The sequence below is a fragment of the Thiohalorhabdus sp. genome, from assembly GCF_046545655.1.
Taxonomy (GTDB): domain Bacteria; phylum Pseudomonadota; class Gammaproteobacteria; order Thiohalorhabdales; family Thiohalorhabdaceae; genus Thiohalorhabdus.
In genome coordinates, this window is sequence record NZ_JBKGZG010000022.1 from 14,497 (window position 1) to 37,536 (window position 23,040).

A 23,040-nucleotide genomic window follows, 5' to 3' on the forward strand; every position below is an offset into this window, starting at 1 on the left:
TCGCTACGGGAGGCCGCCCTGCTGCCGGATGGTCACGCGACCGTCGCTTACGGTTCCGAGCATGGGCAGCATGTCCCGCAGCGCCTCGGGGGCGTCGGCGCCCGCCTGCCCCTCGCCGTTGAACCGGTAGGTCCGTTCCGCCAGGTCGAGCCGGTACCGGCCGTTGACGTCCAGGGTACCCCCGCGGAGGCTCTCTACCGTGCCCTCCAGGCGCCCGGGCCCGGAAACCTCCCCTTCCAGGGCGTACTCCCCCAGGGCGTCCTCGGTGGGAAGCAGGCCCAACCGCAGTCCTTCCAGGGTGGCCCGGACCTGCCCCCCTTCGGGAAGGGAGCCGCCGTGCAGGTCCTGCCCGGCCAAGAGCAGGGTGCCCCGGGCTTCCGCCATGGCCAGCCGGGGGTCCACCTCGCCGAGGCTGGCCAGGTCCAGGCGGGCCTGAAGCTTGGGGATCACCCATTGGTTACCCAAACCGTAGTTCAGCCGCCCGCGCACCTGTCCGCCGAGAACCTCGGCGCGAAAGGTATAGCCCAGCTTCCCGGTGAACAGGGAGCCGGGCCGCATCCGGACCTCCCCAGGTCCGATCTGCAGGCGTCCGCCGCCGGGCAGGGAGACGGCGATTCGCTGGAAGCGTGGACTCCAGACGGTGCCCTCCACCCCTTCCCAGGCTACCGTGTCGGGGACCGAGTCGCGGGCCCAGTGCAGCGCCCAGGAGGCGGGGAATTGAACCACAAGGGCCAGGAGGTAAACCACCACCCCAAGGCCGACCAACCGCACCCAGCGTTTTCTCACGGTTCCTCTCCCGGGACGAGGGTCAGCTCCGCTTCCACCATGCCCTCCTGCTCCCCGTTCCGTTGGATGCGCGCGGTGCGTACCTCGGCTCCGGAACGTTGCCGGAGGTCGCCCAGCCAGCCGACCAGCTCGGGGAAAGCCACCCGGGTGAAGGCCACCTGTACCCCCTCCTCCCCGGAGGAACGGAGGGTCTCCACCTCCTCGGCGAGCTCTGCGCCCTGTAGGGATTCCTCCACCAGCGCCGGCCCGAAGGAGCTCTCGCCCTCGCCGGCGTCGGGATCGGGAGCGCCGGATTCCCCTCCCAGGCGCTTGGCCTCGGCGAGGTGCTCCCGCATCCAGGAGAGGTCCTCGCGCAGCTCCGGGATCTCCTGGGCCAAACGCTGGCGCTCCTCCAGGTGGGGCTCGATGAGGAGATAGGCTCCCACCAGCAAAAGAGCGGCAATCCCCACGGCCAGGATGACCCGCTCCCTGGGGGGGCGGTCGCGCCACCATTCCCGAAGCACCTCAGTCCTCCTCCCGGAGGCGGAGGCTGGCGCTTACCCGGCCGTCCTCCATTTCCGCACGATCCACTTCCACGCTGCCGTTCTCTCCCAGGCGCCGCTCCAATCGTTCCAGGGCCTCGTAATCGCCCATGCTGACCTCCAGGGTCAGCTCGTCCCGCTCAAAGGCGAGGGACTCCACCTCCGTATCCTCTTCATTCTCCGCAAGCCGGGAAGCCAGCCGCGATATCCGCTCCAGGAACCCGTCGGACTCCCCCGGATCCTCCTCGCGCTGGCGAAGCTGCTCGAGGGCCTGCTCCATCTGGTAGCGCGGGTCCACCAGATTGCGGGCGTCGGGAAAGGCCTCCCGATAGGTCTCCTCGATGGCCGCCTCCAGACGAGCGTGCTCGGCCCGGATGCGCTGCCCCTCCAGCACCCACTGGATGCCGGCCACCACAAGCAGGCCCAGCGCCAGGCCGGCAACCGGGGCCAAACGCCGCCCCCAAACCCGCGGATCCTCGCGGGAGGCGTAGGGCCCGGTGAGCAGGTTGCAGCCCGCCGCGGGCTGCTCCTGGCGGGCCAGCCAGGCGGGGCGCGAACGGCCGTCCTCCTGGATCTCCAGGTCCATCTCCCGGGACTCCAGCCACGTCGTCCACTCGCCCACCCGGGCCCGCTGTTCCTCGTTGGCCACCCGTACCCGGAGGGTGGCCGGGGCGACGCGTGCCTGCTCCAGGGCCAGCAGGAGGGAGCCCGGAGGCTGGCCGACGAGGGTGCCGGGTAGGGCGGCGCCCCCGCCCCCACTGGGGAGGCGCAGGAGGAAGGGCGACTCGGCCGCGTCCAGGAACCAGGTCCCAGGAGGCGGCGGCGCAATGGCCAGGAACTCGGGCACCAGGACCCGGGGCCGCCAGCCGTGCTCCTCCAGGCCGTCCAGCCAATGGTCCATGAGCTCGCGTTCCACCACGGCGACGGGAGTCTCCGGCTGGCTCTTGGGCCGCGGCAGGGGGACGAAGTGGTATTCGCTGGGATCCCGGAGGAGCTGCTCCTCCAGGGCGTAGGGGAGGATGGCGCGCTGGCGGCGCCGGGTCCCGCCCGGGAGGCGGACCCGGTGGACACGGACCCGCTCGCCGGGCACGCAGAGCATGAGGCGGGCCCCGGGCGGGGCGGGGAGCTCCGACCAATCGCCGCTCCGGCCCTCCTGCCGGGGCGTGCCCTCGCCGCTCATGCAGCGGGCCCAGTCCAGGCCATCCGGCCGCAGACGGACCCACCAGTACTCTCCGCGTAACGCCACCTATCGGATCTCCGTGCTATGGCGAATGATTCGGGCCTCTCCCCCGGAACGACGGTACACCGTGGCAAGGCTTCGGGATACCGAGCCGAACCTCGCCTCGGTACGCACCAGGAAATAGTTCGTCTGCACGGTCAGGTTGGGCGGCGTCTCCCCCCCTGGGGCGTCACCGATGGCCTGGGCGGCGAAGGTGTCGGGATCGGCGAATGGCTCCTCGCTGGTCTTGCCCGCCCACCGTTGCCCCTCCCCCAGGGCCGTGCGGGGCGATCCCCATGCCTCCACCACAGCGGCGAGCACTTCCGGGGACGCGGTGTTGACGTTGACCCCGGTGGCCTCCGGCAAAGCTGTGATGTGGGGCTCCAGGGCCCGCCAGGCCTCCCCGTCCACTCCTCGCAGGAGGCGGATCTCCTCGGCTTCCCCGAAGGGGCGGTTGGCCGCCAAGTAGGGCGGCTGCAGGCCCTGGTACATTCCGTCCTCGGCCCCGCCCCCTCCGTAGGGGGTCTGGTCGGGATCGATCCAGTCCACCGCCGCGTCGGCGATTCCCGGATCCAGCTCCAGGATCCGGAGGAGTCTCCGAAACTGTTCCAGGGCCGCAGGGTCTACCTCGCCCTCGGCGGTGACCAGGTTGTTCAGGTTGAACCGCCCCTGGAGGTCCTGCACCCGGCCGTTCAGCTCTCCCCAGTCCACTGGGATCGGGGGGATGGGCCGGGCCCAGAGGTCCGTGTGGCCGTCCAGCTCGTTGGTGTCCCGCTCCAGGAGCATGCCCACCCAGTGCTGGGCCGCCCGGGATACCTGATCGGCTTGCGCGAGGGCCCCGTCCCCCTGCACTTGGCGCACCCAGACCTCGTTGGAAAGGCTGAGCCGGGCCACCACCGCCGTCAGCACCGTGACGATCAGAAGGATGGTAACCAGGGCCACGCCCCGCTCATCGCGGATGGCCGACATGGAAGACACGCTCGAAACGGCCATGCTCCTCGAATTCCAGAGTGATCTCCACGGCCCGGGGCAGCCCGGCATCGTCAGCAGTTCCTTCAGGGGGCCACACTGTGGCCCAGTCCGGATTCTCGCCATCCGGCCCCGGATCATTCATGTACCGGATTGCGACCTCCTCCACGCCTTCAAGCAGGCTGGCCTCCCGGGGCTCGAGGCTGGCTGGCGCGTCCAAACGGGACCACGTGAGGCGGGTCAGCTCGCCCTCCTGCAGGCGATAGGCCACCCGCCGATAGGGGCTGGCCGGCCCGTCGCGGAAGGAGGTGCTGCCACCCCGGACGAAGCGGAACAGCGTGTCCTCCCCCGCCCTGCCTTCCATGGCCTCGCCGCTTTCAGAGCCCTCGAAGGACATTTCCCATGCCTCATCGGGGCTGCGCGGGGGGCGGTCGCGCACCTGATCGAGATCGCGACGCATGAGGCTGAGCACCGACCCCAACCGCTCCCAGAAGGCCCGGGTTTCCTGGAGCTCCTCCTCGGTCTGCAGGCCCTGGCTGACGGCGGTGAACCCCGCCGCCGCTACCAGGGCAAACACCGCCAGGGCGATGAGCACCTCCAGGAGGGTCATGCCCGCCTCCTGGTTTCCGGAGGGAAGGGTCATGGCTGTTCCCCTCCCTGTTCCAAAGGCTCTTGCCCTTCTTGCGGTTGCTCTTCAGGTGCCTGATTTTCGGGAACCTGATCTGCAGGGCCCTGGTCCCCGGGATCCTGATTTTCGGGGGTCGTTCTTTCCTGAGGCTGCCGAAGGAAGCCCTCCAGGGAGACCAGGTCACGTTCGTCCTCGGCGGGGCCCACCTCCACACTGATTCGGCGTAGGGCTTCCTCCTCGGTCTCCTGCACCTCCTCCCGCCAGTACCACTCCCGGCCGCCCATCTCGCTGGACCCCTCATAGGTCCGGGTCTCGGGCCAGTCCTTCCGGGCCTGATGGAGAACCACTCGGTTTTCCGCCACCCAGCGGGCCATGAGCCGGTCGGGGAGACTTTGGGAGACCACGATTCCCTGGCTTAGTCCCTTCCACAAGGCGGCCAGCGCGAAGGCAACCACCGCCAGGGCCACGAGGACCTCCACCAATGTGAACCCTGCATCCCGGCGGCTGGGCGCCGTCATTCCGGACCCTCCACTCGGGCCCGGCCCACCGGATCCAGGACCACGGTCCTCCGGGTATCCTCACGCTCCAGGGTCAGGCGGAAGGCGTCCTGCTCCCCCGTAGGGTACAGATAGACCTCCCCCTCGCCGTTGGCCTCCTCGCCGTTTATGGACAGCGCTCCCCACTCTATTTCGGGGTCCTGACGCACCGAGGCGAAGGGCGACTGTTCCACCTTCTCGAAGTCCTGGCCTTCCCGCACCTGGAAACGGTAGGATCGCTCCTCGGTATCCAGAACCACCCGCCAAGTACGGGAGGACAGCATGGCTTCCTGCCGCACCTGGTTCACCAGCAGGACCATGCGGTCCGCGGCCTCCACGACGCTTCGTCCGCCTCCTCCGTTCAAAGAGGGCACCATGAGACCGGTGATGATCGCCACCAGGGCGATCACCACGAGGAGCTCCAGGAGCGTGAAGCCGTTCTGCCTCCCCGGGGCCGCGCAGGGGTCGCCTCGCCTACAGCTCCCAGGAGCCGATGTCGGCATTCTCGCCCTCGCCACCCTCTCGGCCGTCCGCCCCCAGGCTCACGATGTCCACCTCCCCGTGCTTGCCGGGATTCAGGTACTGATAGGAGTTCCCCCACGGGTCCTTGGGGAGCTTATCCAGGTAGCCGTTCCAGTTGGGCGGTTCGGGATCGGAGGTGGGTTTCTCCACCAACGCCTCCAGGCCCTGGTCCGTGGAGGGATAGCGGTGGTTGTCCAGCTTGTACATATCCAGGGCCGACTGGATGGCCCGGATGTCGTTCTTGGCCGCCGTGATCCGTGCCTGGGCGGGACGGTCCATCACCCGGGGGACCACCACAGCGGCCAAAATCCCCAGGATCACCACCACCACCATCAGCTCGATGAGGGTGAAGCCCTGCTCCCTGCCGCGCCAATCGCGCGGGGAAGAGCCGGCATGGATCGCGGGTACGAATGGGATGCGGATCAAGGTCATTCTCTCCTTGCTCGGCCAAGTACGCCGAACCGGTCTGGTTGAAACACCTTCTAGCCCACCAGCTGGTTCATCTCGAAGATGGGCAGCAGGATCGCCAGTACGATGACGAGCACGATGCCACCCATCACCAGGATCAGGATCGGCTCCATGAGGGCCGTGGCCGCGGAGACCGCCGATTCCAGCTCGCGCTCCTGGTTGGACGCAGCGCGCTCCAGCATTTTCTCCAGCTCTCCGCTCTCCTCGCCCGCCGAGAGCATGTGGACCATGAGGGGCGGAAAGTGGCCGGATTGGCCGAGGGCCGTGTGCAGCCGCCCGCCCTCCCGGACCGCGACCGCCGCCTCCTCCACCGCCTCGCGGATGGGCTGGTTGCGGACCACCCTTCCGCCGATGCGGATGGCCTCCAGCAGGGGCACCCCGCTCTCGGTAAGGATGGCCAGGGTGCGGGCCAGGCGGGCCGAATTGATGGTCCGGGACAGCCGCCCGATGAAGGGCAGGCGCAGCAGCAGGCCATCGAAGGCGTAGCGCACGCGGGGCCGGCGCAGGGCGTAGGTGGCCAGCAGCGCGGCCCCGGCAAGCAGCACCACCAGCAACAGGCCGTTGGCCCGCAGGAAATCGCTGGAGGCGATCAGGCCCCGGGTGAGCAGCGGCAGGGTCTGCCCGGTACTCTCGAACACCCGCACCACCTCCGGGACCACGTAGGTGAGCAGGGCCACAACCACCAGCACCGCAACCACGGTGACCAGCATGGGGTAAATGAGGGCTACGCCGAGCTTCTGGCGCATGGCCTGGCGCTGCTCGGTGTAGTCGGCGAGGCGGTCCAGGACCTCCTCCAGGCGGCCGGAGGCCTCCCCCGCCTCCACCATGACCCGGTAGAGCTCGGGGAAGGTGCGCGGAAAGCTGCCCAAAGCCTCGGTGAGGGTGGCGCCCTCGGTGATCTGCGCCCGTACCCCCGCCACCACCGATTGCAGCTGCCGGCCGTTGACCTGCTCGCCCAGGGCCCGCAGGGCCTCCTCCAGGGGCATACCCGCGCGCACCAGGGTGGCCAGCTGGCGGGTCAGCAGGGCCAGGCCGGAGGCCGAAACCCGGCCGCCCAGCATGGGGCGGCCCCGCCGGGCCCCCTGCTCGGCCACGGGCTGTACCTCCACCGGATAGAGGCCCTGATCGCGGAGCTGGGCCCGGATCTGGCGGGGCGAGTCCCCGGTGAGGATGCCCTTGCGGTTGCGTCCGCGGGCGTCGAGGGCTTGGTACTCGAAGGCGGCCATATCAGGCTTGGGTCACGCGCAGGACTTCCTCGAGGCTGGTCTCGCCGGCGAGCACCAGGCGAATGCCGTCCTCGCGGAGGGTGGTCATGCCCCCCTCGCGGGCGGCCTGGCGCAGGGTCTGCTCGCCCCGGCTGTCGTGAATGAGGTGACGCAGCTCCTCGTTCACCGTCATGAGCTCGTAGATGCCGGTGCGGCCCCGATAGCCCGTGTTCCCGCACGCCTCGCAGCCCACGGGGTGGTTGATAACCGCGGGCTCCCCCGGGGCGACCCCGAGCAGACCCCGCTCGCCCTCGTCGGCCTCCTGGGGCATCCGGCAGTCGGGGCACAGCTTGCGCACCAGGCGCTGGGCCATGGCGCCTAACAGGCTCGAGGCCACCAGATAGGGCTCCACCCCCATGTCCACCATCCGGGTGATGCTGCCCACCGCGTCGTTGGTGTGCAGCGTGCTGAAGACGCGGTGGCCGGTGAGGCTGGCCTGCACCGAGACCTCGGCGGTCTCCAGGTCGCGGATCTCGCCCACCATGATCACATCGGGGTCCTGGCGGAGGATGGCCCGCAGCCCGCGGGCGAAGGTCATGCCGGTCTTGGCGTTCACCGGGATCTGCCCCACCCCCTCCAGGTCGTACTCCACGGGGTCCTCCACCGTGATGATGTTGATCTCCGGGCTGCGCACCTGCTGCAGGGCGGCGTAGAGGGTGGTGGTCTTGCCGGAGCCGGTGGGGCCGGTGACCAGGAAGATGCCGTAGGGCGAGCGGATGAGGTCCTCGAAGCGGGTGCGGATGGACTCCGGCATGCCCAGCTGGGCCAGGGTCAGGGGTCCCTGCTCCTTCTCCAGGATCCGCATGACCACCCGCTCGCCGTACTGGGTGGGCAGGGTGGAGACGCGCACGTCCACTGTGCGGCCGGCCAGGCGCAGGCTGATGCGGCCGTCCTGGGGGACCCGCCGTTCGGCGATGTTCATGCGGGCCATGACCTTGACACGTGCGGCGATGCGGGCCGACAGGCCCGGCGGGGGCTCCACCAGGTCGCGCAGGACCCCGTCCACGCGGTAGCGGATCACCACCCGAGACTCGAAGGGCTCGATGTGGACGTCGGAGGCCCCCTCCTCGATGGCCTGGGTCATCACGGCGTTAAGGAGGCGGATGATGGGGGCATCGTCCTGGCTATCCAGGAGATCCGCCGACTCGGGAAGCCCCGCGGAAGCGGCGTCCAGGTCCACCGACTCCCCCAGGTCTTCCACCGCGTCAGCGGCGGCGCCGGTGCGCTCGAAGGCGCGCTGCAGGGCGCGGTTGAAGGGCTCTTCCGGAATCATGACGGGCCGGTACTCGGTACCCAGCTCGCCCTGCAGCTCAAGGAGGGTTTCCCAGGCTACATCGGGGCGCACCCAGATGACCGTGTCCAGGTTCTCCCGGTAGGCGGGAAGGATGCCAAGGCGGCGGGCCTGCCCGAAACCCAGCAGCCCGGCCACATCGGCGTCGATCCGGCCCAGGTCCGGGTCCGCCTCGTGCGCCCACCCCAGCTGCCGGGCCCGTTCCATTGCCCAGGAGGACTCGGTCAGGCTGCCCCGCTCGATGAGCTGACGGGCTGCGGCCAGGCTGTCGCCGCCCTGGGCTTCCAGGGCTTCCCGCCATTCCTCGGGGGTGATGGTGGAAGGGGGGGGCAGGCTCATTGCTCCGTTTCTTCTCCCTTGTCGTTGTCCGCCCCGTCCAGATCCTGGGGCGCGATGCGCTCCCATTCCTCCATGGGGGGCGCCTCTTCTTCCTGGGCCCCCTCGCTTTCCTGGAGGTCCTTGATGAAGTCGTACTTGGCGCCGGTGGGCTCCGCCATATCCTCCGGTCCTCGCACAATGCGCGGGCGTAAAAAGACCATGAGGTTGGTCTTCGTCTCACTAGTCCGCTTGTAGCGGAAAAGGTTCCCCAGAATAGGGATCCGGCCCAGGATCGGCACCTCCTGGACGTTCTCATCGTTTTCGGTCTGGATGAGGCCGCCGAGCACGACCATCCGTTCGTTCTCGGCGATGACGGTGGTTTCCAGGGACCGCTTGCGGGTGGTGATGTCCTGGGCTTCCCCGCGCTGGTCCACGCTGGAAACCTCCTGGTAGATGTTCATCTTGATGGCGCTGCCCTCGGTGATCTGGGGCGTGATGCGCAGGGTCAGGCCAACGTCCTCGCGCTCGATGGTCTGGAAGGGATTCTGCACCGCCGATCCTTCCCCCGAATCCGTGGAGCTGTAGGAGCCCGTCACGAAGGGGACGTTGCGGCCCACCATGATCTCGGCCTCCTCGTTGTCCATGGTCAGGAGATTCGGCGTGGACAAGACGTTAGTGCTGCTGCGGCTCTCCAGGGCCCGCAGCAGGCCTGCCATATTGATGACCTCGGTGCCGCCGGGGAGCTCCAGGGTGCCGTCCACGTAGCCGACGCTGAGGCCGGAGCCCAGGCCAAGAGGGTTCTCGGCCCCTTCCTGGATGCTGTCCCCGACGGAAAAGGAGGTGCCGCCCACCACGCCGGTGCCGTCATCCAGGTTCTCCGCGGCCTGCCACTGAATGCCGAGCTCCCGGGCCTGGTCCAGGGAGATCTCGGCAATGAGGGCCTCCACATAGACCTGCAGGCGACGGACGTCTAGCTTTTCCACCACTCCCTCGATGGCTCGGAAGTCGGACTTGGAGGCCCGGACCACGAGGGCGTTGGTCTGGGAGTCGGCCTTGATGGTTATGTCTCCAAGGGGCCCGCCGTCTTCCTGTTCGCCGCCGTTGTCCTCGGTGACGGTACTTTCCAGCACCTCCACCATGTCTTCCGCGTCGGCGTTCTTCAGGTAGATGACCCGGGTGTTGCCCTCCGTTCCGGTGGGCGTGTCCAGCCCGTCGGCAAGCTCCTTGATCTCCTCGCGGGTACCCTTTCGCCCACGGATGATCAGGCTGTTGGTCCGCGGGTCCGCGAGGACCGTAACCTGCTCCTCGTTCTCCTCCCCACCCTCGTCCTCGTAGAGTCGTCCGAGCATTTCGCCGACCTCCTTAGCCGAGGCGTTGGAGAGGGGGATCACCTCCAGCTCCCCGGCCTCGGTGGGCTTGTCCAAGCGCTCGATGATGCTCGTCAGGCGTTCGATGTTCGATGCGCGGTCGGTGAGGATCAGGGCGGCGGTGTCCGGATAGGCCACCAGATGGCCGTAGGAGGGCACCAGGGGACGAAGGATGGGCACCATGCGCTCGGCGGAAACGTGCTCCAGGCGAATCACCTTGGTGACCATGCGGTCGTCGTCATCCCCTTCGCTGACCTCGATGGCCCGGTGCTTGCCCTCGTCCTGGGGAACGATTTTGGTGACCCCGCCCTCCTGGACGGTCATATAGCCATTTACCTCCAGGACCGATTCGAAGGCCTTGAGGGCCTCCTCCTCGGTAAGCTCCGTGGGCGCGACCACGGTCACCTCGCCCTCCACCCGGGGATCCACCAGGAAGTTCCGGCCGCTGAACTCTGAAACCGCTTGGATCACCGCACGCAAGTCGGCGTCCTCGAAGTCGAAGTTGACCTCCGCCCGAGCCTTTCCAGACCAGATAGCCATAATAGCCAGGAGGATGAAGGCGAGCAGGATCGCCCGGGAAGAAACGGGTTGCGAAAGGCGCGTCTGTGCGTGTCCCATGCCCATGGATTACCGAACGGAGTAGTTGAGGGTTTGTTCCTGGCCGTCCCGCTCCAGACGGACCTCGTATTTGTCTGCGCCCTTCATCTCCCGGTAGGCGCCCAAGGCGTCCGAAGAGGTTCGGATGTCCTGCCCGTTCACCGATTTCACCACGTCTCCTTCCCGCAGGCCCAGATCCTCGTAGATGCTCCCGGATTGGATGTTCTCGATGCGGAACCCGGCCGGCTCACCGTTCACCTTGTGCGGCACAGCCTTGGCCTGGCGCAGCAGGGAGGGCAGGTTCTCCAGGTTCTCACGCACGGTGCGCTCAGGGACAACCCGGCTGTTCGCACCTTCTTTCTGGATCCCCGATTCTCCATCGGGGGAATCCTGCTGGGAGATGGATCCTTCCAGTTCGGCCACCTCCAGGTTCAGGGCCTCCGTCACGCCATTTCGGCGCAGGATCACCCGGCGGGGCTCGATCCGAAGGATCTCCGCCCCTCCGGCCAGCGTGTCTCCTACGCGGTACACCCCCTCCTCACCTTCTTCCCCACTGGCAATCAGGGCCACTTTTTGCTCGCCTTCCTGGCTCGCAATAATGCCCTTGAGGGTAAGGTCCAGGCGAGTCTCGCGCACCGGAGCCTCGTCCTCGGGGTCATTCTCCTCCGATGCGGGGGAGCCGAACAATTGACGCATGCCCTCCGAAACCGGCCCTTCCTCGGTTTGCCTCCCCGGGGAGTCGGCCCCTGGCCCCTCGGGACCGCCAGGGACGGATGGCGATTTCGAGTCCTGGGAGAGCCCCGCCGAGGGCGGAGAGGAGGGAAAGAGGTCCCAGGTGAGATCGGCCAAGGCTACGGCAAGGACTACCACCAGTACCCCCTCGGCCAAACGGATGCCGGTGGTGGGCGAGAAGCGGGACAGCAAGCGTGGCATGTTGAGCGCTGGGATATAGGCCATGGGTTACGAGCGTCTCTTTGTTCGGGCGAGGAGAGAATTCGGTCCTGGGACTTCCGCCCCCATGGCACCTGCCTCCGGGCCTTTCAGGGAAATTCCACGGCCTTCTCGCCGGGTTAGGCGGTTATGGAATACCCTCCCCATGGGGCAGGATGCCCGCATAGTGTAAATGGTCTCGCCCGTGAGGCAATGGCAACCCTGAATTTTTGAGGCCGTTGCAAGGGTTCCCCCTAAGGAAGCTACGGGAAAACCAACAGGGTTGCTGGTATGGCCGGGTGGTATGGCCCCTTTCATCCCCGGCAAGAATTCCCAATAAGAATAAAACCGCCGGCTCTTTCCAGGAGTGCTCCCCCTACTATTGCAGGAAACATTTAAAATCACCACCTTACTCCCCGGCATCCAAGGCCTTGCAGCGCAAGCAGCCTCCTCCCACGGGAATGGGGCCTTGGGGATAGGCCAACCCCGGAGGAAGCTTCCCGTGGCAGGCTCAAGAGGAGGGAGCTACGGCCAAGGGCGCCCCGGGCCCCAGCGGCCACCCGCCCACCACCCACACGGTTAGGAGGACCAGCCACGCCAGGAGGAAGGCCACGGCGTAGGGAAGCATGGTGGCCACGAGGGTCCCCAGGCCGGCTCCGGGCGCGTAGCGCTGCATCAGGGACAGGATGATGACCATGTAGGGATTGAGCGGGGTGACCACGTTGCTCACGGAATCCCCCACCCGGTAGGCCGCCTGGGTGAGCTCGGGGCTGATGCCCGCCTGCATGAACATGGGGACGAACACGGGAGCGAAGAAGGCGTACTTGGCCGATGCGGAGCCGATGAACAGGTTGCCCACCACCGTGACGAGCACGAAGGCCGCCATGAGCAGGGTGGCTGGGAGGGACAAGGAGGCCAGGAGGTCGCCGCCGGCGATGGCCAGCATCTCCCCGAGGCGGGAATACCGGAAGGCCTCGATGAACTGGGCGGCGAAGAAGGCGAGCACGATGTACGGGCCCATGTCCGCCATCGTGCGCCCCATGAGCGCGGCGGCATCGCGGTCGGAGCGGATGGCCCCGGCGCGGACGCCATAGGCCACCGCGGGGATCAGGAAGAGGATCAGCAGGATGGGGACGATGGCCTCCACCCAGCGGGCGAAGCGCGCCCCTTCCCCGTGCAAGGGCGCACCGGGTACCGCCACAAGGGCGACTATCGCCCCCAGGGTAAGGACCAGGGCCCAGCCCGCCGTGCGCAGGGCCGCCCCCTCGGTCTCCCGGTCCGTGCGGTGGGCCCTCCGCCCTTCTTCCCCCTCCGCTTGCTCCAGACCGCGGGTGCTCAGGCGCGGCTCCACGAAGCGCCGGGTCACCCACCAGCCCGCCAGGGGCAGGAGGATCGTGGAGGCGATCATGAACCACCAGTTGGCGGTGACGGCCACCTGGTAATCGGGGTCCAGGATCCGGGCGCCGGCCGTGGAAAGGCCCGCCAGCATGGGATCGAGGCCGGTGACCACCAGGTTGGCGGAAAAGCCTGCGGAGACCCCGGCGAAGGCCACGGCGATGCCGGCTAGCGGCGAACGCCCCTGGGAGGCGTACAGGGCGGCGGCCAGGGGCGGCAGGACCACGTAGCCCGCGTCCAGGGTCAGGGAGGAGAGGACCCCCACCAGCAGCAGGATCGGGGTCACCAGTCCCGGGGCCACCCCGCCCAAAGAGCGTTCGATGAGGGCGGGCAGCAGCCCCGTGCGCTCGGCGAGGCCGATGCCGAGCATGGCCACCAGGACGAGCCCGAGGGGCGGAAAGCGGACGAAGTTCTCCACCATGGCGGAGAACAGCCACCACAGGCCGTCGCTGTCGAGCAGCCCGCGGGCGGTCACCGTCTCCGTGACCGGACCGTCCTCCCCGGAAACGGTCTTCACCACCCTCCAGCCGGCCGTTTCGGCCACCTGGGAGAGGGCCAGCACCACCAGGGTACCCAGTAGGAACAGGGTGACCGGGTCCGGGAGGCGGTTGCCCAGCCGCTCCAGGACCCCCAGCCAGTCCGGTTCTTTCCCCTGCGGTTCCGTGCGGATGGTCCGCTCCTTTCCCGTCCGAAACGAAGCCGCCCGATTCCCCCGCGCGGGGGGTTACCCTTATTCCTAGGTGGCGGTTTCCGCTTCGTCCCCCTCCCCCGCATTGTCCTATTCCGCCTCGGGAGTAGGGTTGGGCTCCCCCGCCTCCTTCTCCGCCTCCGGGGAGGGATCCAGCTCCCGCCGTTCTTCCTCCGCAGGCACTTCTGCGCCGCCCAGACGGCGGTAGGTCTCCAGCAGCCGGTTCACACGGGCAAGGAGGCGGCGGGGATCCAGGGGCTTGGCCAGGAAGTCGTCGGCCCCCGCGTCCAGGGCGGTGGCCTCTCGCTCCACGTCCTCCGCCTCGCCGATCAGGAGGAGGGGGGTCTCCCGCAGGCTCTCTTCACGCCGCAGGGTCCCGGCCAGGGCCTCGCCGTCCAGCTCCGGGGCATCCGCCTCGGCCACCACCAGCTCGGTGCGGTGGTGCCGAATGAGGTCCAGGCCCTGCCGGCCGGAATCGCTGGTCTCCACCTCCAGACCCTCGTCTCCCAACAGCAGGGTCAGCATCTTGACGGTGGCCGCGTCGGTTCCGATCACCAGAACGCGCTCCCTGCGCTCGCCCTCCCCTTTCTGCTCCGAAAAGGTGGCGGCGCGTTGGGCGGCGGGGCCGCGCTCCGCCCAGGGCTTGTCGGCCTCCTCCCACAGGCGGCCGGCGTCCACCTCCACCCCGGGCGGAAGCTCCAGGGCGCGCAGCACCTCGGTCAGGGAGACCTTGCCCTGCATGGCCTTGATCAGGCCGTCCTCGAACATCAAGTGCATGCCGCCGGCACGCGCCTTGTCCACCAGCTCCGATTCCATGATCCCCTTATGGATGCCCTCACGCACCCCGGCGTCGGCGAGGAGGAGCTCGTAGGCCCCGATCCGGCCCTTGGTGCCCTGGCCGTCGCAGGCGGAGCACCCCTTGCCCTCGTGGAAGACCACCTCCTCGGGGATGTTGTACTTGGTGCGGACGCCCTCTCCCACCTCCACCGGCTCGCTGCATTCGGGGCAGTTGCGGCGCAGGAGGCGCTGGGCGAGGACCCCGGAGACGCTGGAGGCCAGCAGGTAGCCGGGCACGCCCATGTCGAGGAAGCGAGTCACCGCGCCGGCGGCGGAGTTGGTGTGCAAGGTGGAGAAGACCATGTGGCCGGTCTCGGCGGACTCCAGGGCGATCTCGGCGGTCTCCTGGTCGCGGATCTCGCCCACCATGATCACGTTGGGGTCCTGGCGAAGAATGGAGCGCAGCCCGGCGGCGAAGGTCATGCCGGCCTTGGGATTCACCGGCACCTGGTTGATCTTGGGCAGCTGGTACTCCACCGGATCCTCCACCGTGATGATGTTCACATCCTCCTGGTTGATGGCGCCGAGGACGGAGTACAGGGTGGTGGTCTTGCCCGATCCCGTGGGCCCGGTAACCAGCAGCATGCCCTGGGGCTGGTGCATGATGGCCTCGATCTGCTCCCGTTCCCCGGTCAGGAAGCCCAGCTTGTCCAGCTCGAGGCCTTCCCCCGATTGGTCCAGGACGCGCATCACCACCTTCTCCCCCCAGTAGGTGGGCAGGGTGGACACGCGCAGGTCCAGGGGATCGTTGCGGTAATGGAGCTTGATGCGGCCGTCCTGGGGACGCCGGGCCACGGAGATGTCCATGCCGCCGAGGACCTTGATGCGCGAGACGATGGCGTTGCGCGCCTTGGCGGGGAGGTTCATCACCTCGCGCAGGGCCCCGTCCACGCGGAAGCGCACCGTGACCATGGACTCCTGGGGCTCGATGTGGATGTCCGAGGCCCCCTTGTGGATGGCGCGGATCAGGATGTCGTTGACGATCTTGACGATGGGGGAGGCGGTGCTCTCCTGCAACAGCCGCTGTGCGGCCTCGTTCTGTTCCTCCCCCTCGTCGTCGGCGAGGCCTTCGTCCTCCATCTCGTCGAGGGCGTCCTGGAGGAAGTCGTATTCCTCCTCTTCCGGGCCTTCCGCACCGTTCTCCTCCGGAGGCGGGAACAGTTCATCCAGTTTTTCCCGCAGGGCGGAGCGGGGGGCCAGGACCGGCTTGATGGGGCGGCCGATGGAGAAGCGCACTTCGTCCACCCGGGCCACGTTCCAGGCCTCGGCCATGGCCACAACAATGGCGTGGCCCTTCTTATGTAAGGGGATGGCCAGGTAGCGGCGGGCGGTGCTCTCGGGGAGCAGAGGCAGCAGGTCAGCGTCTAGGGGGGCCTCGTCCAGGTCCACGGTGGCCACGTGGTAGCGATCGGCGATGAACTGGACCAGCTCCCCTTCGGTCAGAGCCCCGGTGTCGACGAGGGCCTGGTCCAGGGGGATATGCTCGGTCTCGGCGTGGTCCCGCGCCTCCTCCATGGTCTCGGGGGCCACCAGGCCGTTTTCGATCAGCTCCTGGGGAAGGTCCGAGGGGCGGGCGGTGGTCAAGGCTGCCTCCCCGTGCCCTCAGCCAATGCGCAGGGAGGAGGCGATGTCCAGGCCGATCCGGTAGCCGTCCCCCTCCGCGCGGCAGTACGTGATGAGCCCTTCATGGATCTCCTCCTCGCTCTCGCCGTCGATGTCCAGGCGGGCGTAGGTTTCCGGGGTCAGCTCCTCGAAGGCCCGGAGCCCGAAGCCGGTGGCAGAGCGGTCGACGATCTCCACGGGATAGGCCACGCCATGGACCACGAGACGGCCCTTGCCGCGGTCCTCCTCCCGCGGGGCGAGGCGGCGCTCCTCGCCGGTCCGTTCCCGCAGGCGCACCAGCCGGTCCCGGGTCATGCGCAGGTAATCGGTGATCACCGGGTCGATGGAGCCTTGCTCCGCGGCGTCCGCCAGGCGGTCCAGGCGCGCCAGCAGGTCGTCGAAGCTGCGGACCGGATCCTCGGTCATCCCCCACCCTCTCGCTCGAAGTGGGCCATGGACTCCACGTGGGCCGTGTGGGGGAACATGTTGGCGATCCCCGCCTCCTTCAGCCGGTAGCCGGCCTGGGCCAGGATGGCGGCGTCGCGCGCCAGGGTGGCCGGGTTGCAGGAGACGTACACCACCCGCCGCGGCCGCAGCTCCCCGGCCAACTGCTTCACCGCCTCCACGGCCCCGCTGCGCGGCGGGTCCAGAAGGACCTTGTCGCATTCCGCGGCCCCGGGGATGTCCGCCAGGCGCGTCTCGGTGAGATCCGCCGTGGCAAACCGGGTCCGCCCCTGCAGCCCGTTGGCGGCGGCGTTGTCGGCGGCCCGGGCGACGAGGGCCTCCTCCCCTTCCAGGCCCACCACCTGGGCGCCGCGGGCCGCAGCGGGCAGGGAGAAATTGCCGATCCCGCAGAACAGGTCGAGGACACGGTCGCCTTCGCCGGGCTCCAGCAGCTCCAGGGCCCGGCTCACCAGCTGGCGGTTCACCGTTGCGTTGACCTGGATGAAGTCGGTGCTGCCGAAGCGCAGGGTCAGGTCGAATTCGGGAAGGGCGTAGCGGAGGTCGGCGGGCCGCTCGGGGGCGACGGGCGTGGCGGTCTCCGGGCCCTTGGACTGGGTCTCCACCACCACCCCCTGCTGCCGCTGGAAATCCAGCAGGCGCTGCCGGTCGGAAGCGGTGAGCTCGGTGAGATGGCGGAGCACCACCACCGCGTCCCCTTCCGTATCGGCCACCTCCGCCTGAGGGACACGGTCCGGCCGGCTCATGCCGGCCACCAGCGCCTTCAGGGCCGGTATCAGGGGCTCCAGGCGCGGCGCCAGCACCGGACAGGCGTCCATCTGGGTCACGTAGCTACTGGCCCGTTCGCGGAATCCCACCAGAACGCCCTTGTTGCGCACCGCCCGGATGCTCAGGCGGGCCTTGGCCCGGTAGGCCCAATGGGGGCCGTCCAGGGGCTCCAGCCAGCGCTCCGGGGCCACACCGCCGGTGCGCTCCAGGTTCTCGGCGAGCATCCGGTCCTTGGCCGCCACCTGGGCCTCCGGGGCCAGGTGCTGGAGGGAGCAGCCCCCGCACAGGCCGAACACCGGACAGGGGGGCTCCGCCCGGTCCGGGCTGGCCTCCAGGATCTCGGCCACCTGCGCCTGGTCGTAGTGCCGGCCCCGTTTGGTGTAGCGGAAGGCAACCCGCTCCCCGGGCAGGGCGCCGTCGACAAACACCACCTTGTCGTCCACCCGGCCCACGCCACGGCCGTCGTGGTCCAGGTCGTCGATGCGGACCTCGCCCGCGATTTCCGGGCTGGACGCCTTAGCCGTCATGCCGTCCCGTCCATGCGTCGTGGAAGGCCTGGAGGTGCTCCTCGCCGGAGCCGGTCAGGTGCCCCGCCAGGAGCCGGAGCTCCTCGTCCCGCTCCCCGGGCGCGAGCTGCCCGGTGTTCACCAGCCAGTGCAGGTAGACCCCGTAGGTGTTGAGCACGTCCGTCTCGCAGTAGCGGCGGATGCCCGCGATGTCGCCCGCCAGCCAGGAATCCAGCACCTGGCTGCCGTCCATGCCCATCTTGCCGGGGAGACCCAGCAGGGTGGCGATCTGGTCCAGGGGGGCGTTGGCGTTGCCCTGGTAGCCGGCCAGGACGTCCATGAGGTCCGTGTGGCGCTTGTGGAAACGGTTCAGGTAATTATTGAAGCGGAATTCGCGGTCGCCGTCCCCTTCCTCCCAGTAGCGCGGGGCCACCACCTCGTTGATCAGGCCGCGATAGTGGAGCACGGGGAGGTCGAAGCCGGAGCCGTTCCAGGACACCAGGGTGGGGGTGTAGCGCTCCAGGCCGTCGAAGAAGTGCTGGATGAGCTCGCCCTCGGTGGATTCGGCCTCGCCCAGGGACCAGACCTTGACCCCCTCCTCCAGACGGGGATGCCGGAAGACCACCGAGATGGCCACCACCCGGTGCAGGTGGTGGCGCAGGAACTCCTTCCCGCCGCTCTCCTGGCGGCGCAGGGCCAGCATGGCCCGGACCGTGTCCTCGTCGGAGAGGCCGTCGAGGCCGAACAGGCGGCGGCCGCCCTCGATGTCGGGAACGGTTTCGATGTCGAAGACCAGAACGTTCACCCTGGGGATTCCCCGCTTGCCACGCGTTTGGGGGCCGCGAGGCACCCGCCTCCGCGGGCGCTTTCGGCGCGCCGCCTCAGGGTAGCATGGGTCCGGCCCCCTGTCCCTGCCCGTCGGGGCCGGTTCCGGGGGGAACTGGATCCCCCCGTCTGGCGGGGGTGGGGTGCGATTGGAAGGGGCCGGCGTCAGGCGTACAGGCCGGTGCTCAGGTAGCGGTCGCCCCGGTCCGGGGCGATGCCCACCACCACCCCCTCGTCGAGGGCCTCGGCCACCTCCAGCATGGCCACCACGGCGCCGCCGGCGGACAGGCCCAGGAACAGGCCCTCCTCGCGGGCGAGGCGCCGGGCCATGTCCTCGGCGGCGGATTGGTCCACGCCCACGATGCGGTCCACCTGGCTCCGGTCGTAGATTCGGGGCAGGTAGGCCTCGGGCCAGGCACGGATGCCGGGAATGCGGGAGCCCTCGCTGGGCTGGGCGCCGACCACCTCCACCTGGGGCGCCTCCTCCCGGAAATACTGGGAACAGCCCATGATGGTGCCGGTGGTGCCCATGGAAGAGACGAAATGGGTGACCCGCCCCTGCGTGTCCCGCCAGATCTCGGGGGCGGTGGCCTCATAGTGGGCGCGCGGATTGTCGGGGTTGGCGAACTGGTCGAGCATGACCGCGCCCGGATCGGCCTCGATCATCTCCCGGGCGCGGTCGATGGTGCCCTCCATGCCCTGGTCGGCGGGGGTGAGCTCCAGCCGCGCCCCGTAGGCGCGCATGAGCATCTTGCGCTCCTCGCTGGCGCTCTCCGGCATCACCAGGGTGATCTCGTAGCCCCGAACCGCCGCCACCATGGCCAGGGCGATGCCCGTGTTGCCCGAGGTGGGCTCGATGATGCGGGAGCCGGGGGCCAGCTCCCCCCGCTCCTCGGCGCCCAGGATCATGGACAGGGCCGGACGGTCCTTCACCGAGCCCGCCGGGTTGTTCCCCTCCAGCTTGAGCAACAGGCGGACGGGCTTGTCCCGAGGGCCTATGCGGCGCAGTTCGCAGAGAGGGGTGTTGCCGACCAGCTCTTCCAGTCTCGCCATGGGTTCCTCTTGCCGGGTGGGTGGAAGGTCGGGAGGGCTGTGGGCTCAGTCTTCGGAATGCTCCAGGCGGTGGAGGTGGCGCCGCGCCACCGGGTCGCCCTGCTTGGCCGCCGCCGCGTACCATCCCCGGGCGGCGTCGGGGTCCGGATCCAGGCCGATGCCCTGTTCCAGGAACTCCCCGAAGCTGCGCTGGGCGGGCGCCAGGCCCTGCTCGGCCGCCTGCCGCATCCAGTAGGCCGCCTGGGCCGGATCGGTGGGGAGCCCCCTACCGCGTAGGTAGCGGTTGGCGAGGTGGCGCTGAGCGCGGGCCTCGCCCTCTCGGGCGTCCGCCTCCAGGAGCCGGACCTTTTCCTCGTCGTCGCGGGCCATGGCGCAGTCCCCTCACCGGATACCGGCCGTATTCTACAAGACACCCCCGCCAGGTCCCGATCCCGGTGGCGGGCCTGGCGGGGGCGGGATCCGAATGGGCCGTTCCGGGGCCGTGGAGCAGGTGGCGAGGCCCCGGAAAGGATCAGTGCTTCACCTCATGACCCAACCGGTTCTCCACGGACCGCACCTTGTCGGTCAGGGCGCCCTTCTCGCCCTCCTGGTAGTCCATGGTCAGGACGGTGTAGAAGCGTTCGCTGTCCTTCTCCACCAGACGCTCGCACTCCTTGATGAGGTCGAAGATCTGGTCGAGATCGCCCTCGATCTGCGTGCCCATGGCCGTCAGGCGGTACTCCAGGCCGCTCTTCTCCACTCGCTCCACCACCTGCGCCACCACGTCGCCGACATGACCGCCGCTGTGGGTCAGGGGGATCACGGAGTAATTCACAGTATAGGCCATCGGAAGCTCCCCGTTGGTTGGAATGCGCGCCCCGTGGGCGTGCGGGGCGTTTGATGTACAATGGCGGGCCCCACCCGCGGGCGGATTGCCACACGCCCAAGCTTTCTCAGGATCGGCGATACCGGCATGGAGCACGACCCCCGGCGGGCCGCGGGCTACATCGTTGCCTCGGCTCTCATGTTTGCCCTCACCGGTGCGACCGTCAAGGCGGCCTCCGCCCATCTCCCCTACACCGAGGTGGTTTTCTTCCGGAGCGCCCTCGGGCTGGTGGCCCTCGCTCCCTGGCTGATCCGCGGCGGCATGGCCGGCCTGCGCACAGACCATCCCGGCCTGCACCTATTCCGCGGTCTCGCCGGCCTGGCGGCCATGTACTGCTTCTTCTACGCCCTCGGCCATCTGGAGCTGGCCACGGCGGTGCTGCTCAATTACAGCGCCCCCCTGTTCATCCCCTTCATCGCCGCGCTCTGGCTGGGCGAGCCCGTGCCCCGTGCCCTGCGCTGGGCGATCCCCATCGGCTTCGTGGGGATCGCCCTCATCCTGCAGCCCGGCAGGGGCATGCTCGAGCCGGCCGCCCTCCTGGGCGTTGCCGCCGGGGTCCTGGCCGCGGTGGCCTTCGTGGCCGTGCGGCGGCTCCATGCCACCGAGCCCACCACCCGAATCGTCTTTTATTTCGGGGTCATCTCCACCCTGGGCTCCGCCCTGCCCCTGCCCTGGACCTGGCAAACCCCCGATCCCGCCCTGTGGACTCTGCTGGCGGCCATGGGGATCTGCGCCACGGCCGGACAGCTCCTGCTCACCCGCGGCTACGCCTACGCACCGGCCGCGCAGGTGGGGCCCTTCACCTACACCGTGGTGGTGTTCTCCGCCGTTGTGGGCTGGATGGTCTGGGGCGAGGTGCCCGGTGCCCCGGCCGCGGCGGGGGCCCTGCTGGTGATCCTGGCGGGAGGCCTGGCCATCCGCGAGCGAGGCGCGGCCCGGCGCCGGACCTGACCGGTTTGCCACCCATACGGGCCGGGTTTATCTTGCCGGAAGGACCCGGCAGCTGTTGAATCCTCCCGCCTTCGCCGCCATGTCCGGGGTAACAAGGAGGTAAGCACCATGGCCGATTCGGAGTATCAGGAAATCCGCCGCCACATCCGCGACCGCGTCCCCTTCGACAACCCCTTCCCGGAGGAGGAGGTCCGGGAGCGCTACCACGAGTTCGGTCTGACCCCCCTGGAGTACACCTGCGACTGGCCGAAGGAGTACGAGCACTCCCCGCCCGAGCCCTTCATCGAGTTCTTCTGGGATGAGGGAGAGGGGCTTTGGGCCCTCCGGCACGCCTACGAGGACGGCGTGGAGGACACCAGCACCATGTGGCCCTTCAGCTACCTCGAGGAGATGGAGCAGAAGGAGATCCGCAACTTCCTCTGGCAGCACGAGATCGAGGTCTAGGCTATCGGGAAGGGGAACGCGGGGATGCGCTACGGGTGGGAGAACGACCCCGTTCCTTGCCCGGGCCAGCACCCCGCTGGTTTCCGGTGGCGGGAACCCCGGACGCGGTTGGCCCCGGTCGCCGGGCCGTTCCGGAGGGTTGGGCCGAAGGGAGCTACAGGTAGGCGCTGAGCTTGCGCTCGAAGTCGGGGAAGTACTTGGCGATGACCGAGACGTCGAAGGTGCCCAGGATGGCCTCCTTGGGCTCGCGGTCCAGGAGGAAGCGGAAGGCCGCCTCCAGGCAGGCCTCCGGGGTCGACTCCCCGCAGAGCCGCGCCTGATGGTCGGCGGCGAAGGTGACCCGGTGGCGGGATTGGCCGCCCCCCTCGCTCACCGTCACCTCGAACTCCATGGGGTCGCCGTCGCTGAGCCGCTGCACCACGATCATGCCTCACCCCCAAGGGCTGGTTGGCGGAGGGGGAGGGACTCCAATTTCTCACCCACGCACCTGAATTCGTTCCTGAAACTTGGCCAGGACCCTTCCGGGTACCCCCAAGAATACCCCCGTATGCGTTTGGTGGCCTTATCGGGAGTGAGATATAAGCATATCAAAAATTGATGATCCCTTTAAGGAAGGATCAAGATCACGCCCCCCAGCTGGACCTTAACTACCGTTCTCCTCGTACCTGTAGCGCGAAAGGCATTACCGATAGCAGAAGGTGCGATAGGTTGGGTTTCCCGTTACCAGGCTTGGCCACCGGTACCCCCTTATGCCCCTCTTCCATTGGATCCAGAGGCCCGGGACCAGGACCTTCTGCCCCCTGGAAGGAACCTTCCAAAAACGTTATGGTCGGATCATAAAGACTCGAAATCTATTACCTGGCTGAAGCTATTGCATGGATTGATTGCCTATGACGAACGGACACTTTTCACAGAGCGTAAGTGGCGTAGGTTTGGAGACCCTGCTGGATTTGAACGGGGAAATGATACGCCTGAACAATGGTTACTCGGTTAAATTTGAGGCGAGACAGGTTTCACCGAACGAGAATTTGCCGCATGGGATTCGGTATTCGCTGACCCTTCATGACCCAAACAATAAGCGTGTTCTGGGGTATGACAACGCCCATGCCCCCAACCTAGACCATCAAACCGTAAAGAAGTACAGGCCCCTATACCAGGGGCGTAAGATTAAAGAGTGGGACCACAAGCACAATCCATCCCATCCGATAGTTGAGCCCTATGTTTTTC

24 protein-coding genes are annotated in these 23,040 nt (G+C 68.2%); 3 read left to right on the forward strand and 21 right to left on the reverse strand.

Annotated elements, in window-relative coordinates; genetic code table 11:
* Positions 1 to 3: 3 nt before the first annotated feature.
* The 20 genes from gspN to ACLFRB_RS06625 form a co-directional block, all read right to left on the reverse strand.
* A complete protein-coding gene (gene gspN / locus ACLFRB_RS06530; RefSeq protein ID WP_411068203.1) occupies positions 4 to 786 on the reverse strand; it encodes a type II secretion system protein N in 783 nt (260 codons plus the stop codon).
* On the reverse strand, positions 783 to 1,289 hold the full coding sequence (gspM, locus tag ACLFRB_RS06535) for a type II secretion system protein GspM (protein ID WP_411068204.1): 507 nt from the start codon (positions 1,287 to 1,289) through the stop codon (positions 783 to 785). The genes gspN and gspM overlap by 4 nt, the downstream gene beginning before the upstream one ends.
* 1 nt (position 1,290) lies before the next feature.
* Positions 1,291 to 2,553, reverse strand: coding sequence for a type II secretion system protein GspL (gspL, locus tag ACLFRB_RS06540; protein WP_411068205.1), 1,263 nt, complete (start codon positions 2,551 to 2,553; stop codon positions 1,291 to 1,293).
* On the reverse strand, positions 2,554 to 3,519 hold the full coding sequence (gspK, locus tag ACLFRB_RS06545) for a type II secretion system minor pseudopilin GspK (protein WP_411068206.1): 966 nt from the start codon (positions 3,517 to 3,519) through the stop codon (positions 2,554 to 2,556). It abuts the gene before it with no gap.
* Positions 3,476 to 4,138 (reverse strand): type II secretion system minor pseudopilin GspJ, encoded by a 663-nt coding sequence (gspJ, locus tag ACLFRB_RS06550; RefSeq protein ID WP_411068207.1) that lies wholly within the window; start codon positions 4,136 to 4,138, stop codon positions 3,476 to 3,478. Before gspJ ends, gspK begins: the two co-directional genes overlap by 44 nt.
* A complete protein-coding gene (gene gspI / locus ACLFRB_RS06555; RefSeq protein ID WP_411068208.1) occupies positions 4,135 to 4,641 on the reverse strand; it encodes a type II secretion system minor pseudopilin GspI in 507 nt (168 codons plus the stop codon). The genes gspJ and gspI overlap by 4 nt, the downstream gene beginning before the upstream one ends.
* The gene (locus tag ACLFRB_RS06560) at positions 4,638 to 5,162 is read right to left on the reverse strand and encodes a Tfp pilus assembly protein FimT/FimU (protein WP_411068209.1); all 525 of its coding nucleotides are present in this window, start codon (positions 5,160 to 5,162) and stop codon (positions 4,638 to 4,640) included. The genes gspI and ACLFRB_RS06560 overlap by 4 nt, the downstream gene beginning before the upstream one ends.
* A complete protein-coding gene (gspG, locus tag ACLFRB_RS06565; RefSeq protein ID WP_411068225.1) occupies positions 5,134 to 5,598 on the reverse strand; it encodes a type II secretion system major pseudopilin GspG in 465 nt (154 codons plus the stop codon). Before gspG ends, ACLFRB_RS06560 begins: the two co-directional genes overlap by 29 nt.
* Before the next feature lie 65 nt (positions 5,599 to 5,663).
* Entirely contained in the window at positions 5,664 to 6,875 is a 1,212-nt protein-coding gene (gene gspF / locus ACLFRB_RS06570) for a type II secretion system inner membrane protein GspF (protein WP_411068210.1), read from the reverse strand.
* A 1-nt stretch (position 6,876) separates the two neighbouring features.
* Positions 6,877 to 8,544 (reverse strand): type II secretion system ATPase GspE, encoded by a 1,668-nt coding sequence (gspE, locus tag ACLFRB_RS06575; RefSeq protein WP_411068211.1) that lies wholly within the window; start codon positions 8,542 to 8,544, stop codon positions 6,877 to 6,879.
* The gene (gene gspD / locus ACLFRB_RS06580; RefSeq protein ID WP_411068212.1) at positions 8,541 to 10,430 is read right to left on the reverse strand and encodes a type II secretion system secretin GspD; all 1,890 of its coding nucleotides are present in this window, start codon (positions 10,428 to 10,430) and stop codon (positions 8,541 to 8,543) included. The genes gspE and gspD overlap by 4 nt, the downstream gene beginning before the upstream one ends.
* Before the next feature lie 87 nt (positions 10,431 to 10,517).
* Complete coding sequence (gspC, locus tag ACLFRB_RS06585) at positions 10,518 to 11,444, reverse strand: type II secretion system protein GspC (protein WP_411068213.1); 927 nt, start codon at positions 11,442 to 11,444, stop codon at positions 10,518 to 10,520.
* Between the two features lie 484 nt (positions 11,445 to 11,928).
* Positions 11,929 to 13,482 carry an AbgT family transporter gene (locus tag ACLFRB_RS06590; protein ID WP_411068226.1) on the reverse strand — a complete coding sequence of 518 codons (1,554 nt, stop codon included), beginning with the start codon at positions 13,480 to 13,482 and terminating at the stop codon, positions 11,929 to 11,931.
* Between the two features lie 108 nt (positions 13,483 to 13,590).
* Positions 13,591 to 15,921 carry an ATPase, T2SS/T4P/T4SS family gene (locus ACLFRB_RS06595; RefSeq protein WP_411068214.1) on the reverse strand — a complete coding sequence of 777 codons (2,331 nt, stop codon included), beginning with the start codon at positions 15,919 to 15,921 and terminating at the stop codon, positions 13,591 to 13,593.
* Between the two features lie 18 nt (positions 15,922 to 15,939).
* Entirely contained in the window at positions 15,940 to 16,365 is a 426-nt protein-coding gene (locus tag ACLFRB_RS06600) for a hypothetical protein (protein WP_411068215.1), read from the reverse strand.
* Complete coding sequence (rlmD, locus tag ACLFRB_RS06605) at positions 16,362 to 17,696, reverse strand: 23S rRNA (uracil(1939)-C(5))-methyltransferase RlmD (RefSeq protein ID WP_411068216.1); 1,335 nt, start codon at positions 17,694 to 17,696, stop codon at positions 16,362 to 16,364. The genes ACLFRB_RS06600 and rlmD overlap by 4 nt, the downstream gene beginning before the upstream one ends.
* Positions 17,686 to 18,480, reverse strand: coding sequence for a 3'-5' exonuclease (locus ACLFRB_RS06610; RefSeq protein WP_411068217.1), 795 nt, complete (start codon positions 18,478 to 18,480; stop codon positions 17,686 to 17,688). The genes rlmD and ACLFRB_RS06610 overlap by 11 nt, the downstream gene beginning before the upstream one ends.
* Positions 18,481 to 18,665: 185 nt before the next feature.
* Complete coding sequence (gene cysM, locus ACLFRB_RS06615) at positions 18,666 to 19,553, reverse strand: cysteine synthase CysM (RefSeq protein WP_411068218.1); 888 nt, start codon at positions 19,551 to 19,553, stop codon at positions 18,666 to 18,668.
* 45 nt (positions 19,554 to 19,598) lie between these two features.
* Entirely contained in the window at positions 19,599 to 19,922 is a 324-nt protein-coding gene (locus ACLFRB_RS06620) for a tetratricopeptide repeat protein (protein ID WP_411068219.1), read from the reverse strand.
* 142 nt (positions 19,923 to 20,064) lie between these two features.
* Positions 20,065 to 20,379 (reverse strand): MTH1187 family thiamine-binding protein, encoded by a 315-nt coding sequence (locus ACLFRB_RS06625; protein ID WP_411068220.1) that lies wholly within the window; start codon positions 20,377 to 20,379, stop codon positions 20,065 to 20,067.
* Positions 20,380 to 20,505: 126 nt separating this feature from the next.
* Between ACLFRB_RS06625 and ACLFRB_RS06630 the strand changes: the two genes are divergently transcribed.
* A complete protein-coding gene (locus ACLFRB_RS06630) occupies positions 20,506 to 21,369 on the forward strand; it encodes a DMT family transporter (RefSeq protein WP_411068221.1) in 864 nt (287 codons plus the stop codon).
* A 108-nt stretch (positions 21,370 to 21,477) separates the two neighbouring features.
* Entirely contained in the window at positions 21,478 to 21,813 is a 336-nt protein-coding gene (locus ACLFRB_RS06635) for a hypothetical protein (RefSeq protein ID WP_411068222.1), read from the forward strand.
* Positions 21,814 to 21,967: 154 nt separating this feature from the next.
* Here the strand turns inward: ACLFRB_RS06635 and ACLFRB_RS06640 are convergent, their stop codons facing one another.
* Entirely contained in the window at positions 21,968 to 22,240 is a 273-nt protein-coding gene (locus ACLFRB_RS06640) for a hypothetical protein (RefSeq protein ID WP_411068223.1), read from the reverse strand.
* 505 nt (positions 22,241 to 22,745) lie between these two features.
* Here ACLFRB_RS06640 and ACLFRB_RS06645 point away from each other — a divergent pair.
* On the forward strand, positions 22,746 to 23,040 hold a 295-nt coding region (locus tag ACLFRB_RS06645), incomplete at its 3' end, for a DUF6516 family protein (protein WP_411068224.1).